The organism is Streptomyces sp. NPDC052036 (assembly GCF_040680495.1).
Taxonomy (GTDB): Bacteria; Actinomycetota; Actinomycetes; order Streptomycetales; family Streptomycetaceae; genus Streptomyces.
The window spans coordinates 200,137-216,140 of the sequence record NZ_JBFAWW010000012.1 but is presented as its reverse complement, the minus strand read 5'-3'; the positions used below and the strand labels follow the sequence as shown (position 1 = coordinate 216,140).

Here is a 16,004-nt window from a genome sequence, read left to right as displayed (position 1 = left end):
ATCTGGCAGCCGGACGCCGTCAGCTCCGCGATCTGCTGCAACGTGGCACCGATGTCCGACGTACGCGTCGTCGTCATCGACTGCACCGACACCGGCGCGTCTCCGCCCACCGCAACAGATCCGACCTGGATCTGCCGGCTCTTCCGGCGCTCGGCGAGCTTGGTCGGAACGGACGGCATGCCGAGTGAAATCGCAGTCATCTGCTGTGCAACCCCAAATTGTGGATCAAGGTCCGGTCCCGAATCGGCGGGCTCCAAGCCCCGAGATTACGCCACGCGCGTGGACGGCAGCACATCACCGCCCGTTAAACCCACCCAAAGGGCGGCGGCCGGGAAGAGAGTCTCCCCGGCCGCCGCCAACGCCGTGTGGCTAGGAGATTTTCACCGGGTTAACCACGTCGGCGACCAGGACGAGCAAGGTGAAGCAAATAAAGATCCCGGCCACCACGTACGCCACCGGCATCAGCTTCGCCACATCGAAGGGGCCCGGGTCGGGGCGGCGCAGCACCCTGGCCACGGCGCGGCGCAGCGACTCCCACAGGGCGCCCGCGATGTGTCCGCCGTCCAGCGGGAGCAGCGGGAGCATGTTGAACAGGAACAGGGAGAGGTTGAAGCCCGCGACGAGCAGCAGCATCATCGCGATCTGCTGGGACGCCGGGATGTCCAGGGTGAACACCTCGCCGCCGACACGGGCCGCGCCGACGACGCCCATCGGGGAGTCCGGCTGGCGCGGGGCGTTGCCGAAGGCCGCGTCCCACAGGCCGGGGATCTTGCCGGGCAGGGAGACCAGGGACTCCACGCCGTTCTGCATCATGTCGCCCATGCGCTGCGCGGACTGGCCGAGGGACTGGGGGACGATGCCGGTGGCCGGTGTGAAGCCGAGGAAGCCGGCGTAGACGTACTTGCCCTCGACATAGCCGCCGTTGCCGTCCGTCTTGCTGACCTGGTTCTTGATCAGGTGGGTGTGCAGGTCGACCTGCTGCCCCTTGCGCTCGACGGTGAGCGTGACGTCCTTGCCGGGGTTGGCGCGGATGTCGTTCTGGAGGGTGGACCAGTCCGTCACGTCCTTGCCGTCGAAGCGGACGATCTTGTCCCCGGGCTTGAGGCCGGCGGCCTGGGCGGGCGTGGCCGCGTCGCCCTTCTCGCACTTCGTGCGGTTCTCGCTCTGCTGGATGACGCAGTCGGAGACCTTGGAGACCGTGGTGGTCTGGGTCTGGACGCCGAAGGTCATCATCACGCCGAGGAATACCGCCACGGCGAGCACCAGATTCATGAAGGGGCCCGCGAACATGACGATGACCCGCTTCCACGGCTTGCGCGTGTAGAAGAGGCGGTCCTCGTCGCCCGGCAGCAGTTCCTCGAAGGACTGCGCCCGGGCGTCCTCGATCATCCCGCGCCACGGCGAGGTGGAACGGGCCTCGATCCGGCCGTCCGGGCCCGGCGGGAACATGCCGATCATGCGGATGTAGCCGCCGAGCGGGACTGCCTTGATGCCGTACTCGGTCTCGCCCTTCTTGCGTGACCAGACGGTCGGGCCGAACCCGACCATGTACTGGGGCACCCGGATGCCGAAGAGCTTGGCCGTCGACAGATGCCCCAGCTCGTGCCAGGCGATCGAGATCAGCAGTCCGAGCACGAAGACGACTATGCCGAGGATCATCATCAGGGTCGTCATGCACGAGCCTCCGCAGTTGCCGTCCGCGCCGTCAGTTCTCTTGCCCGGGCACGCGCCCAGGTCTCTGCTTCGAGGACGTCCGCGACGGTGAGGGAAGTTCCCGTACGGGGGGTGCCGTGCTCCTCCACCACCCGTGTCACCGTCTCCATGATCCCGAGATACGGCAGTGCGCCGTTCAGGAACGCGTCGACGCACTCCTCATTGGCCGCATTGAACACCGCCGGGGCCGTGCCCGCGAGCTCTCCCACGTGCCGGGCGAGTCCGACCGAGGGGAACGCCTCGTTGTCCAGCGGGAAGAATTCCCAGGTCGAGGCCCTGGTCCAGTCGAAGGCAGGGGCCGCGTCGGGCACCCGCTCGGGCCAGCCGAGGCCGATGGCGATCGGCCCCCGCATATCGGGGGGCGTCGCCTGCGCCAGCGTCGATCCATCCGTGAACTCCACCATCGAGTGGACATACGACTGGGGATGGACGACCACCTCAATGCGATCGAAGGGAATGTCGTAGAGCAGATGGGCCTCGATCACTTCGAGGCCCTTGTTCACCAGGGTCGCGGAGTTGATCGTGATCACCGGGCCCATGGCCCAGGTGGGGTGGGCGAGCGCGTCCTGCGGCGTGACATGGGCCAGCTCGGCCCGGCTGCGGCCGCGGAACGGGCCGCCGGAGGCGGTGACGACGAGCTTGCGTACGTCCGCGCGGGTGCCGGAGGCGAGGGCCTGGAAGAGCGCGGCGTGCTCGGAGTCGACCGGGATGATCTGTCCGGGCTTGGCCAGGGCCTTCACCAGCGGGCCGCCGACGATGAGCGACTCCTTGTTGGCGAGCGCGAGGGTGCGGCCCGCCTCCAGGGCGGCGAGGGTGGGCGCGAGGCCGATGGAACCGGTGATGCCGTTGAGGACGGTGTGGCAGTCGGAGGTGGCGAGCCGGGTGGCCGCCTCGGGGCCGGAGAGGATCTCGGGGATCGGCTCCCCGGGGCCGTACTGGGCGCTCAGGGCCTCGCGCAGGGCCGGTACGACATCCTCGCGGGCGACCGCGACCGTGCGCACACGCAGCCGGTGGGCCTGCTCGGCGAGCAGTCCGACCCGGCCGCCGTTGGCGGAGAGCCCGGTGACCTTGAACCGTTCGGGGTTGCGCAGCACGAGGTCGATGGCCTGGGTGCCGATCGAGCCGGTGGAGCCGAGGATCACGACGTCCCGCACTCCGTCCACGGGGTCGAAGACGAGATGGGGGTCGGCAAGAGGGGCTGGACTGTCGCTCATCCCTCCATTGTTGCCGCACCGGGTCACCGGAAGGACAGGGTGTCCCTCAGCAGGGTGGGAACCGCGGGCACGGATGTCCGCGTCGTCCCTCATGACACATGCGTCTTTCACGACCACACGCGTTTCACGAAGCGTTTCACAACGCGTTTCACAAGAACACACGCGTGTCTCAACACCACACGCGTTTCGGGGGAACACCATGCGCATCCGCCATCTGACCGTCCTGGCGACAGCCGTGCTGGCGCTCGCCGCCTGCTCGGGGCACAGCAGCAGCCCGAAGCACCACGGAGGCACCAAGGGCCACGGCAGCCACCGGAAGACCCGGGTGAACAGGACGCCCGGCGCCACCGCGAGGACGGCGGGCATCCCGCCCGAGCCGACCCCCGTCGAGCGCGCGGCACTGCTCCGGGCCCTCGCGGCGGCCAACCCGGGCGTCGTGAAGTACGAGGGCAAGGCCGTCGACGCCGCGCGCAACCAGTGCGGCGCCATCAACGGCCGGGCCCGGGACCTCGACCGGTCGGCGGCGCAGCGCTTCACGTACCAGGACGTCACGACCACCGAGGCCCAGGGCAGGCAGATCAACGACGCCCTCAGGGGCCTCGGATTCTGCACGCGCTGACCCCCGCCTGCGCGAAGGCCCGGCCGCCTCACCGGAGCGGCCGGGCCTTCGTCCCTCGTACGCGAGCGGATCAGCTCTTCGGGATCTTCCTGCGCGCATCCGGGCGGGAGGATTCACCCGGATGGGCGTCCGCGATCCACGGGCCCTCGCCCGACGGGTCCACGATCCCCTGTTCCAGCCACTCGTACGTACCGGTCAGCACGCCCTTGACCACCTTGCGGTCGAGGTCGTCGGTGTTGCTCCACAGTCGGCCGAACAGCTCGTCGACGCGGATCCGGGACTGCCGGCAGAAGGCGTCGGCGAGCTGGTACGCCTCGCGCCCGTGCTCTCCGCTCCTGCGCAGATGCTCGGCGCGCACACAGACCGCGCTCATCGCGAACAGCTCGGCGCCGATGTCCACGACCCGGCCCAGGAAGCCCTGCTTGGTCTCCATGCGGCCCTGCCAGCGGGACATGCCGTAGAACGTGGACCGGGCAAGCTTTCGGGCGCTGCGTTCGACGAACCGCAGATGCCCGGAGAGGTCGACGTCCTGGTGGAACTCGCCGTAGGCGCCCGGGATCTGGCCCTGTCCGGCGAGCAGCTTCGGCAGCCATTTGGCGTAGAAGACACCGGCGTTGGCGCCCGCCTTCGCCTTGTCGGACAGGGACTTGTCCGGGTCGATCAGATCACCGGCCACGGACAGATGGGCGTCCACGGCCTCCCGGGCGATCAGCAGGTGCATGATCTCGGTGGAACCCTCGAAGATGCGGTTGATGCGCAGGTCGCGCAGCATCTGCTCGGCCGGGACCGCGCGCTCGCCGCGGGCCTTGAGGGACTCCGCGGTCTCGAAGCCCCGGCCGCCGCGGATCTGGACCAGTTCGTCGGCCATGAGACAGGCCATCTCGGAGCCGAAGAGCTTGGCGAGGGCGGCCTCGATACGGATGTCGTTGCGGTTCTCGTCGGCCATCTGCGACGACAGGTCGACCACGGCCTCCAGGGCGAAGGTGGTCGCCGCGATGAAGGAGATCTTCGCGCCGACCGCCTCGTGCAGCGCGACCGGCTTGCCCCACTGTTCGCGGGCTCCCGACCACTCCCGGGCGATCTTCAGACACCACTTGCCCGCGCCGACGCACATCGCGGGCAGCGACAGCCGGCCGGTGTTCAGTGTGGTCAGCGCGATCTTCAGGCCCGCGCCCTCCGGGCCGATCCGGTGGGTGGCCGGGACCCGGACCCGGTGGAAGCGGGTGACGCCGTTCTCCAGGCCGCGCAGGCCCATGAAGGCGTTGCGGTTCTCGACGGTGATGCCCTCGGAGGCGGCCTCGACAACGAACGCCGTGATCCCGCCCTTGTGGCCCTCGGACCGGGGTACGCGCGCCATGACGACGAGCAGGTCGGCGACCACGCCGTTGGTGGTCCACAGCTTGACTCCGTCGAGGACGTAGTCGTCCCCGTCCGGCACGGCCGTGGTGGCCAGACGGGCCGGGTCGGAGCCGACGTCCGGCTCGGTGAGCAGGAACGCCGAGATGTCGGTACGGGCGCAGCGTGGCAGGAACGTGTCCTTTTGCTCCTGGGTCCCGAACAGTTTCAGGGGCTGCGGTACTCCGATCGACTGATGCGCGGAGAGCAGCGCGCCGATCGCGGGGCTCGCGGTGCCCACCAGGGCGAGTGCCTTGTTGTAGTACACCTGGGTGAGGCCGAGACCGCCGTACTTCGTATCGATCTTCATGCCGAGGGCGCCCAGTTCCTTGAGACCGTTGATCGTCTCGTCGGGGATCCGCGCCTCGCGCTCGATACGGGCGGCGTCTATCTGGGTCTCGCAGAAGTCGCGCAGCTTGGCGAGGAACTCCTCGCCGCGCTGGACGTCCTCCTCGGCGGGCATCGGGTGGGGGTGGATCAGGTCCAGCCGGAGACGGCCGAGGAAGAGTTCCTTGGCGAAGCTGGGCTTGCGCCAGTGCTGCTCGCGCGCGGCCTCCGCGACCTGACGGGCCTCTCGCTCGGTGACGGTGGGCTTGGGAGTGGGGGCTGTTGGTGCGGACATGAGGCTCACCTCGCCGCGAATCGTGGCTGATGGGTCGTACACCGGGCAAGATGCCGCAGGGCGGCCAAGGGGGCCGTACGGCGATCTTGCGGGTGTACGTTACTGACCGGTGCTACTCGATCGTTGGTACCCCAATCCGGGGCACCCCACCAGTCCTCGCGCAGCCATGCGCCGGGGAATTCGCCTCAGCGGACGTCTGCTCCATGCGCCTCGGTGTCAAGTCGACCGCGGCGGGAACGGTGCGCGTGGGCCTCGTGTTCGACGAGCTTGGGCTTCCGGGTGTGAGTGGAGGGCCGATCAGATGACGTGCCGCCTGCCCGTTCTCAGCGCAGAGTGCGGGCCTCGGCCTCGACGTCGTACTCGTACATCCACGGCATGCCGAAGACCGGGGCTTTGCCCACAGCCTTGAGTGCCACGTTGAGCCGGGAGCCCTGCTGGAACCGGGCCGCACGATCGCGCCGCAGTGTCTGGTAGCGGACCAGGACATGGGGCACGTCGGCGCTGCTCACCCCCTCCAGCAGCGTGGCCAGCCCCATGCCGTCCTCAATGGCCTGGTTGGCGCCCTGCCCCATGTGCGGCAGCATCGGATGGGCCGCGTCGCCGAGCAGCGCCAGCCGCCCTTTCGACCATTGCCGCAGTGGTTCCCGGTCGTAGATACCCCACCGGAAGGTCGCGTCGACCTGCGAGACGACCTCGCGTGCCAGAGGAGCCCAGCCATCGCCGAAATCGGCGGCCAGTTGCTGTGGGTCACCCGGCGCCGACCAGGACTCACGCATCTGCTCATCGGCCGCGGTGAACGCCACGAAGTTGATCAGCTCGCCCTTGTGCACGGGGTAGACCAGCAGCATCTTGGTGCCGTCGCTCCAGTCCCGCACCGCGCCCTCGGGCCAGTGGGGCACCCGCTCGGCGGGCATCACGCCACGGTAGGCGGCAAAACCGGAGAACACCGGGTCGTGAGGCTCCACGACGTACTGCTGGAGCACCGAATGGATGCCGTCGGCGCCGACCACGACATCGCCCTCGGCGGTCTCCCCGTTCTCGAACCTCACCACGGCACGGTCGTCGTCCTGCGTGAACGCCACACACCGGTGGCTGAGGTGCACCGCCTCGGCCGGAAGACTCGAGACCAGCAGGTCCACCATGTCCGGGCGGTACATACCGAACATGGTGTACTCGCCGTCTCCGCCGAGCGACAACGAGGACACCTCGGCGCCGTCCGCCTGGCAGATCTCGAGCCCGGTGAACGGCGCCCCGACCTGGGCGACCTTGTCGTAGAGACCGAGCCGCTCAAGCACCCGCAGACTGTTGGGCGCGAGCATGAATCCCGCTCCGACCTCGCCGAGCCGGTGAGCCTGTTCGTACACATCCGCCTGGACGCCCTTGGTCCGCAGCGCCACCGCCGCGGCCAGACCGCCGATACCACCGCCGACGATCACCACGCGCACTCCGACCACCGGGACACCTTCCACGCTTCACCAAGAGGCATGCGGACACCTACGAGCACATGCTCGGCGACTGCGGCGCGACGACCCGCCATTGCCCCGAAGGGGGCATGTCGCCCACAGGCCGGCGCGATCCGAGGTGTTCAGCCGGTGCAGCCCGGGATGCTGCCGGGCGCGCAGTTGTCCGGTGTGTTGGCGCCGACCGCCGACCGGTGCAGGGTCACGGTGCCGCCGGCTTCGTAGATGCCGCCGCCGTGACCGGTGCCGCCCGTCGCGGTGTTGTGCACCACCGCGGAGCGGGTCACCGTCAGCGTTCCTCCGTTCCAGATGCCGCCGCCCGAGGGGGCGGTGTTGCCGTACACCGCGGAGTCGGAGACCGTCACCTGGCCCTGGGCGTTGACGATGCCGCCCCCGCCGTTCACTCTCGCGGTGTTGTCGTGCACCGCGGAGCGGGTCACCGTGCCCGTTTGGCCGGCGAGGTAGTTGAAGATGCCGCCGCCGTTGTCTCCGGAGTTGCCGGACACGCCGGAGTCACGCACGGTGAGCGAGCCGTTGTTGTTGATGCCGCCGCCGGCACCCAGTGCATGGTTGCCCCTCACCGTCGATCCGATCACCGTCAGCGTGCCCTGGTTGTGGATGCCGCCGCCGGGACCGGACGGCGCCGTGTTGTCTCTGACCGTGGAGCCGATCACCGTCAGCGTGCCCTGGTTGTCGATGCCGCCGCCGAGGAGCGCGGCTCTGCCGTGCGTGATGGTCAGACCGTCCAAGTGGACCTGGGCTCCGCTGCCTACCGTCACGGTGGAGCCTGCCTGGTTGCCGTCGAGCACCGCGCGACCGAGGCCCCCCAGGGTCAGGTCCTTGCCGATCGTGAAGGGGCCGGTGCAGGTTCCTCGCACCAGCAGGGTGTCTCCCGGCGAGGCGGCGGTGATGGCGGGCTGCAGGGCGGTGGGGGTGGCGTCGCAGTCGACCACGGTGTGCTGGGCGGCCACGGCCGGGGCCACTGCGGCCAGGCCGGCCGCCCCTGTCATCACCGCTGCCGCCGCCGTTGCCCAGCGGCGCCGCAGGATCCTGCCTGCTTCAGTGAACATCTGACTTCTCCTGGTCCGCTCAGCACGAGCATGTCCGAAAGGGGTTCGCTCTCACGCCGTTGTCCCAGCGCGGCGTGAGCGCCCTCCTGTGATCGCACATGAGCTGGCCCGACTGAGCGGCGCGGCACCGGAGGTGGTCGGCCTGTCCCCCGAACGGCCCGGCAAACCGGCCTGTAGGAACTACGCGGATGCTCCGTTCCGCCCTTGCTGTCAGCGGTTCTGGGTCATGTGGGCGAGGGTCTGGGTGGCGCTGTCGGGCGCGAAGGCGCCGGCGATCCCCTCGGCGGCGCCTTCGGCTGCCTCCCTGGAGCGGGGCAGCAGAAGGTTCTCGTAGGCGCGGACGGCGTCGTCGATGCCGGTGCCGTTGATGAGGGCGCGGGCGAGGTCGGCACCGTCGAGCATGGCGAGATTGGCGCCCATGCCGGAGAACGGCGACATGAGGTGGGCGGCGTCGCCCAGCAGCGTGAGGCCGGGGGTGTGCTGCCAGGTGTGGGGGACGGGCAGGGCATACAGCGGCCGGTTGACGTACCCGGTGTCGGTGTCGGTGATGAAGCCGAGCAGGTCGGGGCTCCAGCCGGTGAACTCCTTGAGCAGTGCTGCGCGTACGGCGGCGGTGTCGGCGAGGTCGAGGCCGGATTTCCGGTGCCAGTTCTCGTCGGTGCGCATGCCGATGTACACGCGGATGTGCTGGTGGCTGTTGCGTTGGGCGATGAAGCCCTGGTTGTTGTCGAGGGCCATCATGGTGCCGTCGCCGGTGAGGGAGGCGAGTTCGGGGTGGCGGGTGTCGGCGTGGTCGAGACCGGTTTCGACGAAGGTGACGCCGGTGTAGACGGGCGTTGCGTCGGAGAGCAGGCGGCGGACTTTCGACCAGGCGCCGTCGGCTCCGATGACGAGGTCGGCCTCGCTGGTGGTGCCGTCGGCGAAGTGCAGCCGGTGGACGCCGTCGGTGACGGGTTCGACGTGGGTGAGCCTGTGGCTCCAGCGCACGGTGCCGGGTTCGAGGGAGTCCAGCAGGAGTTCGCGGAGTTGGCCGCGGTCGATCTCCGGGTTGCCGTCTTCGGTGTCGGCCTCGGGCGGGACGGCGTCGAACAGGACGCGTGCGTCGCGGCCGACCAGGCGCATCTGCCGGCCCTCGGGGCGGGCCAGTGCCAGGAAGTCTTCCAGTAGTCCGGCTCCGCGCAGGGCGTCCTGGCCGGAGTCGGGGTGCATGTCGAGGGTGCCGCCCTGGTTGCGGGCGCTGCGGGAGGCGTCCTGGTCGTGGACGGTGGCGGTGATGCCGTGCTGCTGGAGGATGCGGGCGCAGGTCAGGCCGCCGGGACCGGCACCGATGACCGCGATGCGGGGCATGGTGGACGTGCTCATGGTGGTGCTCCGTTTGGCAGGAGAAAAGGGGAACGCCGCGGCCTGGCAGTGCCAGGCGGTCGGCCGTTCCAGAAGAGCACGCCCGATCCAAAAATGCAACAACACAACTTTTGAAGTTGGCCAACCAAAGGAGGTAGGATCGAGGCATGAGCGAGACGACCGCGCAGGATGCGCCGATGGGGCGCCGCGAACGCAAGAAGGCCGCCACTCGGCAGTCCCTGGCCGATGCTGCTCTGCGCCTCTTCCTTGAACGCGGCTACGACCAGGTCGGTATCCGCGACATCGCCGACGCGGCAGATGTGTCCACCACCACGCTGTTCAAGCACTTCCCCGTGAAGGAGGCGCTCGTCTTCGACGAGGACGCCGACCAGGAAGCCCGGCTACTGGCCGCCGTGCGCGACAGGCCCCAGGGCCAGTCCGTCCTCGCGGCCCTGCGCGAGCACGCCCTGCGCCACCGGGTCGGCGCCGGGGACACCGACGCGGACTTCGCCGCCTTCGCCGAACTCGTGGAGAGCACCCCGGCCTTGCGTGACTACGCCCAGCGCATGTGGCTGCGCCACGAAACCGCGCTCGCGCACGCCATCGCCGAGGCGGCCGGAGCTCCCGCCGAGGATCCGCACTGTGCGGCGCTGGCCCACTTCGTCCTGGAAGCGCCCCGCACCGCCCACGGACGTGCCGACGGCCGCGAAAGGGTTGCCCGCGCCTTCGACCTCCTCGAACGAGGTTGGAACGGCGTCAGTCCCGGAGCCTGAAGGCAGGAATGTACGCCGACGGCCGGAGCCCCCGCACAGCGGGCTCCGGCCGTCGGCGTGCGGGGTGGCTCAGAGAGCCAGACCCGTCAGGACCAGCACACGCTCGTAGGTGTAGTCGTCCATCGCGAACTTCACGCCCTCGCGTCCGACACCGGACTGCTTGACGCCGCCGTACGGCATCTGGTCGGCACGGTAGGAGGGCACGTCACCGATGACGACACCGCCGACCTCAAGGGCCCGGTGGGCGCGGAAGGCGACCTGGAGGTCGTGCGTGAACACGCCCGCCTGGAGGCCGTACTTGGAGTCGTTGACGGCCGCGAACGCCGCCGCCTCGCCGTCCGTCTTCTGCACGGTGAGGACCGGGCCGAAGACCTCCTCGCAGGAGAGGGTCACCTCGGCCGGCACCTCGGTCAGGACGGTCGGCGCGTACGAGGCCCCGTCCCGCTTGCCGCCGGTCAGGAGCTTCGCGCCCGCGCCCACGGCCTCGTCGACCCAGGACTCCACGCGCTTGGCCGCGTCCTCGCTGACGAGCGGGCCGACGTCCGTGGCATCGTCGGAGGGGTCGCCGGTGACCTGGGCCTCGACGGCGGCGACGATGCGCGGCAGCAGCCGGTCGTAGACAGCGGCGTCGGCGATCACCCGCTGCACGGAGATGCAGGACTGGCCGCCCTGGTAGTTGGAGAAGGCGGCGATGCGGGTGGCGGCCCAGTCCAGGTCCGCGTCGCTCGCGTAGTCGCCGAGGACGACGGCCGCGCCGTTGCCGCCCAGCTCCAGGGTGCAGTGCTTGCGCGGCACCGAGTCCATGATCGCGTAGCCGACCTTGTCGGAGCCCGTGAAGGAGATGACCGGCAGTCGCTCGTCCTGGACCAGGGCGGGCATCCGGTCGTTGGTGACCGGGAGGATCGACCAGGAACCGGCGGGCAGCTCGGTCTCGGCCAGCAGGTCGCCGATGATCAGGCCGGACAGCGGGGTGGCGGGGGCCGGCTTGAGGATGATCGGGGCGCCGACGGCGATCGCGGGGGCGACCTTGTGGGCACACAGGTTCAGCGGGAAGTTGAACGGCGCGATACCGAGGACGACGCCCTTGGGGAAGCGGCGGGTCAGCGCGAGGCGGCCCTGACCGCCCGCGTCAGTGTCCAGACGCTGGGCCTCGCCGCCGTTGAAGCGGCGGGCCTCCTCGGCCGCGAAACGGAAGACGGAGACGGCACGGCCGACCTCGCCCCGGGCCCACTTGATGGGCTTGCCGTTCTCGGCGGAGATCAGCTGCGCGATCTCCTCGGACCGCTCGGCCAGCCGCTTCGAGACATGGTCGAGGGCGGCAGCGCGCACATGGGCCGGGGTGGCGGCGAACTCGTCGCGCACGGCGTACGCAGCGGCCACGGCCTCCTCGACGTGGGCCTCGGTCGGCACGCTGACCTTGGCGACCAGCCGGCCGTCCCACGGGGAGGAGACATCGAAGGCGGTCTCACCGGTGGCCTGGCGACCGGCGAGCCAGAAGGCGTGGGTGGAGGTCATGGTCGGGTCCCGGCCCTTCGGAGATGGGTTGTGCTGCACGTTCGTGCTCCACGGTAGGGCCGGAGCGGCGAAGGGTCGTTTGTCCGTGGAGTAGCAGTACCGGGCCGATCCAGTACGGGTTGTACAGCCACGGTCGGGCGGTCGTCACTCCCCCGCCGACGCCGTCGCCTTCAGCGCCAGCCACAGTTCCATCCGTACGTCCGGATCGTCGAGCGAACGTCCGAGGATTTCCTCGACGCGTCGCATGCGGTACCGCAGGGTGTGGCGGTGGACGCCGAGGTCGGCCGCCGCCGCGTCCCACTGGCCGTGCCGGGACAGCCAGGCCCGCAGCGAGGCCACGAGATCTCCCCGGCCCGTCGCGTCATGCTCGCGCAGCGCGCGCAGCAGACCGTCCGCGAAGGCGCGTACCGCGTCGTCCTGGAGCAGCGGCACCACCGATCCGGCGGCCAGCTCCTCGTGCTCGACCAGCGACCGGCCGCGCCGCCGGGCCACCGACAGGGCCTGTTCGGCCTGCTTGTACGCGGCCGCCGCGGCGATCGGACCGGCGGGCGCCGACACCCCCACCACCAGCTCGTCCTCGTCGGCGGCCGGCTGATCCCGGGTCGCGGCCCGGGCCGCCTGCACCGCCAGCGCGTAACTCTGGCACGCGGCGACGGCCGCGCCGCCGTCCCCGGCGAGCACGACCAGCCGCTCCCCGTCGGGTACGACGAGGACGGACTCCCCGGAGCGCGCGGCGGCGGACTCCACGGTCTCCACGAGCCCGTCCAGCGGATCGCCGTCCGTCCCGGCCGCGGCGAGCGACGCCGCGGCCGGGGGCGCGGGCGCCACGCGCGCGTGGCCGTCGGCGTGCGCCCGGGCCGCGGACGCGGACGCCGACTCGGCGAGGATCAGCCGGAACGGCGCGTCCAGCAGCGTGCCGTACAGGTCCCCGGCCACCGCCCGCGCATGGTCGGGCTCACCGGCGAGCAGCATCCGCAGCACGGCGGTGCCGATGCGCTGCTCGGCGGCGTGCAGGGACCGGGAGCGCTCGGTGGTCAGGGTCAGCAGGGCGATGGCGGAGTGGACCGCGTACCGCTCGGCGGTGCCCAGGGCGGCGGCCGTCCCCACGGCGAGCGCGGCCCGGGGGCGGCGTCCGGTGCCCAGGGAGTGCAGCTCGACCCGGTCCTCGCCGCTCGGCCCGCCGACCACGGAACTCGCGGGCGCGGGCCGCTCCCGCAGCCGCTCCACATCGGCGGTCAGCCGGGCGGCGCGCCGCCCCGCCCACTCGGGCGCCGCCGCGACGACGGCGCCGGACGCGTCGTAGAGCGCGGCCCAGCCGTCGACCTGCTGGGCCAGCGCGGCGAGCAGCCCCTCGGGGCCGTCGCTGAGGGTCTGCCGGGTCAGCTCCCGCTGGGCGGCGAACCCCGCGGTCACGGCCCGGTACTGGTCGGCGGCGATGGCGGCGGAGACGGCCTTGCTGATAGCGAGGAAGGGGGTGCGCCGGGGCACCTCCAGGAGCGGCAGCCCCTCCTCCCGCGCCGCGTCGAGGAGCGCCTCGGGGATCTCGTCGTAGTTGACGCCGACGGCGAACCCGAGGCCGACGACGCCCGCGCCCGCCAGCCGCTTCACATAGCGCCGCATGGCCGCCGGGTCGTCGGCGTCCAGTTTCAGCGCCGTGATCAGCAGCAGCTCCCCGCCCTCCATGTAGGGCACGGGGTCGGCGAGTTCGCTGACGTGGGCCCAGCGGACGGGGACGTCGAGACGGTCCTCGCCCGCGCGCACGGTCAGCTTGAGCGCGGAGTGGTGGACGAGCGAGGCGAGCGTGAGGGGCATGGGGCCTTCGGTCTGCACGGACGGGAGTCCTCACGGGATCCGTGACGGAGTCCTGCACGGATTCCGCGAGGGGCACGGACGGTGTGAGCCTGGTGATGCTTTGGCCGCCTCGTATGAACGACCTGTGTCGATTCTGCCTCACCGTACGGTCCGGCCGTGCCCGTATAACCGGTCCTCCTGCCCGGGATTTCCGGACACCCCGCGCAAGAACCTCAGCCGCGCAGGTTCACCAGGAGCGGCGGAGCGTGCTCGCCCTGCACGGTGGTCAGGGACAGCACCGCGTGCCCCGGGGGCACCGCGTGCGCCAGTTCCGACGCGGACCAGCGCTCGCGCTCGACCTGGCGGACGGTCACGGCGCGCGCGGTCGGCGCCCGCCCGGTGATCACACGGCGCAGCATGTGCAGGGCCTTGCCCGCGGGGGTCTCCGCGATGATCTGCCGGTCGGTGACGTCCCTGGCCTCGATCCACTCCTTGCCCCACACCTCGGCGAAGTCCTGCCCGTCCCAGGGGGTGAGCCCGGACAGCGCCATCCGGCACCCGGTGGCGCCGAGCAGCGGTCCGCGCAGCGGCCGGGGCACATCGTCGAGGGTGCGCAGGGTGAGCACGATCCCGGCGTTCGCGGACCGCAGCCGCTGGATGCCCCGGACGGCCTCCGGGGTCACCACTGCGGTCGCGTCGTCGAGCATCAGGCACGCGAACAGCGAGCGGTCCTCGCGCACCGCGACGCTGGCCGTGAACTGGGCGAGCACCAGCCGCGCCAGGATCCGCGAGGCGTCGGCGTGACCGCGCTCGGGCAGGTCGATACGGACCCGCACCGGGTGGTCCAGGGCGCGCAGCGAGAAGGGCCGGGTCCGTCCCGAGGTGTCGAAGAAGGACGCGAAGGCGGGCCGGTCGAGCAGGGCGAGCCGGTCGGCGAGGACACCGCCCACATCACCGGGGTTCCGTGCCTGCCGCTCCCGTGCGTCCAGCTCTCGCAGCAGCGACTCCTGCCCGGTGTCCCCCAGCGCCTTGCGCAGGGCCGCGAGCGGGCCGGGCGTGCCGTCGAGGAGCTGCCGCAGCTCGGGCACCGACGGGAAGCGGCCGTGGACGGCCAGATACGGCCCGAGGAGCTGGGCGAGCACGGTGGCCGAGCGGCGGCTGTCCCCGCCGTGCTGCGGCTCGGCGAGGTCCCCCACGAGGGCCTCGGCCAGCACGGCCGCCGCCTCGTCCGGGTCGGTGGTCCCGCCGTACAGGTCCAGGTCGTACACCGATTCGGGATGGCCGATGCGGACGACGACGTCGTAGGCGTCCGCCGGTCCGAGTCCGGCCCCGGCCGCGCCGACGACGACCACGGCGGCCCGCCCGGCGAGGGCGTGCAGGCACAGCGACTCGGCGAGCGGCCACACCACCGAGCCGGTCTTGCCGGAGCCGGCGGGCCCGACGGCGACCAGGGAGGTGCCCAGCAGTTCGGGGCCGAGGGCGAGTCCGGTGCCCCGGTAGCCGTAGGGGTTGCGCGGGTCGTCGACGGTGGTGCCGAGGCGTACCTGGCCGGTCATCAGGTCGTGCCGGGCGAGCCGGGCGGGCAGGTCGCGCTCCCCGGACGGGTGCAGACAGGAGGCGGCGCCGTCCTTGAGGACCGTGCCGGTGAAAGTGGCCAGACCGTGCCGGCCGTGCAGGACGCCCTGCCAGGCGCGGGTGATCCGGGCGTGGTCGACGTCCCGCATGAGCCCGGCGCGCGCCTCGGCGGCGAGCCGGTCGGCGGCGTCGTGGGCGCCCGCGGCGCGGAGCTGGTTCCATTGCGCGGGGTCGTCCTCGGGGGCGGGCGGGGGCGGCTCGGGCTCGCCGCGCCTCAGGCGGGGCGCCAGGAAGCGGCGCCAGACCTCGCCCCAGCGGCCCAGCCGGCCCACCGCCAGCATGATCCCGACCACGATGAGAAGGTCGTAGCCGTCCCAGAGAAGCAGGTTGAAGAACTCGCTGTGGTCGCCGCTCTGCCGCCAGGAGTCCGGGGTCAGCAGATACAGGGGCAGGATCCACCAGTCGCCGAGGTAGCCGTTGGACAGCAGCGACCACAGCAGCCAGCCGACCAGGAACGCGATCAGCGCGCCGCTCAGCAGCTGCCGGGCCGGGATCTGCTCGGGCTCCTGGTCCGGGCGGGGCCGGTGGCCGAAGCGCCAGACACCAGGGGCGGCCTGGGGCCTTGGGGCCCGCACCCAGGCGAGGAAGGCGGTACCGTCGGGCAGAGGAGGCATCCCCGGCGCCACGGTGGGCCTGGGCGGCACCTGTGGGCTTCCCGGGCGCTCCAGCGGCCCCGCCGGACGCGGCACGGGAGTGGCCCGTGTGTCCCGGGCGTCCTGCGTCCCGTCGCTGTCCATCGCCGTTGCCCCCTGACCAGCCGCACCGTCCACCATCAGCGAGTCAATCTAACGCGCTCCACGGGGAGTTCACCGCATACGGCGCCGGGCCTGCGGTGATGCGTCCCGCTCCGTCGTGT

12 protein-coding genes are annotated in these 16,004 nt (G+C 71.2%); 2 read left to right on the top strand and 10 right to left on the bottom strand.

The features are described 5' to 3' along the window. The 3 genes from AB0L95_RS19285 to dxr all read right to left on the bottom strand — a co-directional run. A partial coding sequence (locus tag AB0L95_RS19285; protein WP_030422095.1) for a flavodoxin-dependent (E)-4-hydroxy-3-methylbut-2-enyl-diphosphate synthase occupies nt 1-200 on the bottom strand: 200 nt, incomplete at its 3' end. Nucleotides 201-369: 169 nt separating this feature from the next. Next, nucleotides 370-1,674, bottom strand: a complete 1,305-nt coding sequence (locus tag AB0L95_RS19280) for a site-2 protease family protein (RefSeq protein WP_365162864.1) — start codon at nt 1,672-1,674, stop codon at nt 370-372. Beyond that, on the bottom strand, nt 1,671-2,927 hold the full coding sequence (gene dxr, locus AB0L95_RS19275; protein WP_365162863.1) for a 1-deoxy-D-xylulose-5-phosphate reductoisomerase: 1,257 nt from the start codon (nt 2,925-2,927) through the stop codon (nt 1,671-1,673). The genes AB0L95_RS19280 and dxr overlap by 4 nt, the downstream gene beginning before the upstream one ends. A gap of 199 nt (nt 2,928-3,126) precedes the next feature. Here dxr and AB0L95_RS19270 point away from each other — a divergent pair, with 199 nt between their 5' ends. After that, nucleotides 3,127-3,546 carry a hypothetical protein gene (locus AB0L95_RS19270; protein WP_365162862.1) on the top strand — a complete coding sequence of 140 codons (420 nt, stop codon included), beginning with the start codon at nt 3,127-3,129 and terminating at the stop codon, nt 3,544-3,546. Between the two features lie 70 nt (nt 3,547-3,616). Here AB0L95_RS19270 and AB0L95_RS19265 read toward each other — a convergent pair whose 3' ends face one another. The 4 genes from AB0L95_RS19265 to AB0L95_RS19250 all read right to left on the bottom strand — a co-directional run bounded on the left by AB0L95_RS19265 (nt 3,617) and on the right by AB0L95_RS19250 (nt 9,455). Beyond that, complete coding sequence (locus AB0L95_RS19265; RefSeq protein ID WP_365162861.1) at nt 3,617-5,563, bottom strand: acyl-CoA dehydrogenase family protein; 1,947 nt, start codon at nt 5,561-5,563, stop codon at nt 3,617-3,619. Between the two features lie 323 nt (nt 5,564-5,886). Further along, on the bottom strand, nt 5,887-7,017 hold the full coding sequence (locus tag AB0L95_RS19260; RefSeq protein WP_365162860.1) for an FAD-dependent monooxygenase: 1,131 nt from the start codon (nt 7,015-7,017) through the stop codon (nt 5,887-5,889). A gap of 131 nt (nt 7,018-7,148) precedes the next feature. Continuing rightward, a complete protein-coding gene (locus AB0L95_RS19255; RefSeq protein ID WP_365162859.1) occupies nt 7,149-8,093 on the bottom strand; it encodes a hypothetical protein in 945 nt (314 codons plus the stop codon). A gap of 210 nt (nt 8,094-8,303) precedes the next feature. Beyond that, complete coding sequence (locus AB0L95_RS19250) at nt 8,304-9,455, bottom strand: NAD(P)/FAD-dependent oxidoreductase (RefSeq protein WP_365162858.1); 1,152 nt, start codon at nt 9,453-9,455, stop codon at nt 8,304-8,306. Nucleotides 9,456-9,601: 146 nt separating this feature from the next. Here AB0L95_RS19250 and AB0L95_RS19245 point away from each other — a divergent pair, with 146 nt between their 5' ends. Then, complete coding sequence (locus AB0L95_RS19245; RefSeq protein WP_365162857.1) at nt 9,602-10,207, top strand: helix-turn-helix domain-containing protein; 606 nt, start codon at nt 9,602-9,604, stop codon at nt 10,205-10,207. Between the two features lie 69 nt (nt 10,208-10,276). Here AB0L95_RS19245 and AB0L95_RS19240 read toward each other — a convergent pair whose 3' ends face one another. The 3 genes from AB0L95_RS19240 to AB0L95_RS19230 all read right to left on the bottom strand — a co-directional run bounded on the left by AB0L95_RS19240 (nt 10,277) and on the right by AB0L95_RS19230 (nt 15,885). Continuing rightward, a complete protein-coding gene (locus AB0L95_RS19240; RefSeq protein WP_365162856.1) occupies nt 10,277-11,722 on the bottom strand; it encodes an aldehyde dehydrogenase family protein in 1,446 nt (481 codons plus the stop codon). A 144-nt stretch (nt 11,723-11,866) separates the two neighbouring features. Continuing rightward, entirely contained in the window at nt 11,867-13,534 is a 1,668-nt protein-coding gene (locus tag AB0L95_RS19235) for a PucR family transcriptional regulator (protein ID WP_365162873.1), read from the bottom strand. Nucleotides 13,535-13,746: 212 nt separating this feature from the next. After that, nucleotides 13,747-15,885 carry an ATP-binding protein gene (locus AB0L95_RS19230; RefSeq protein WP_365162855.1) on the bottom strand — a complete coding sequence of 713 codons (2,139 nt, stop codon included), beginning with the start codon at nt 15,883-15,885 and terminating at the stop codon, nt 13,747-13,749. Between the last annotated feature and the right edge of the window lie 119 nt (nt 15,886-16,004).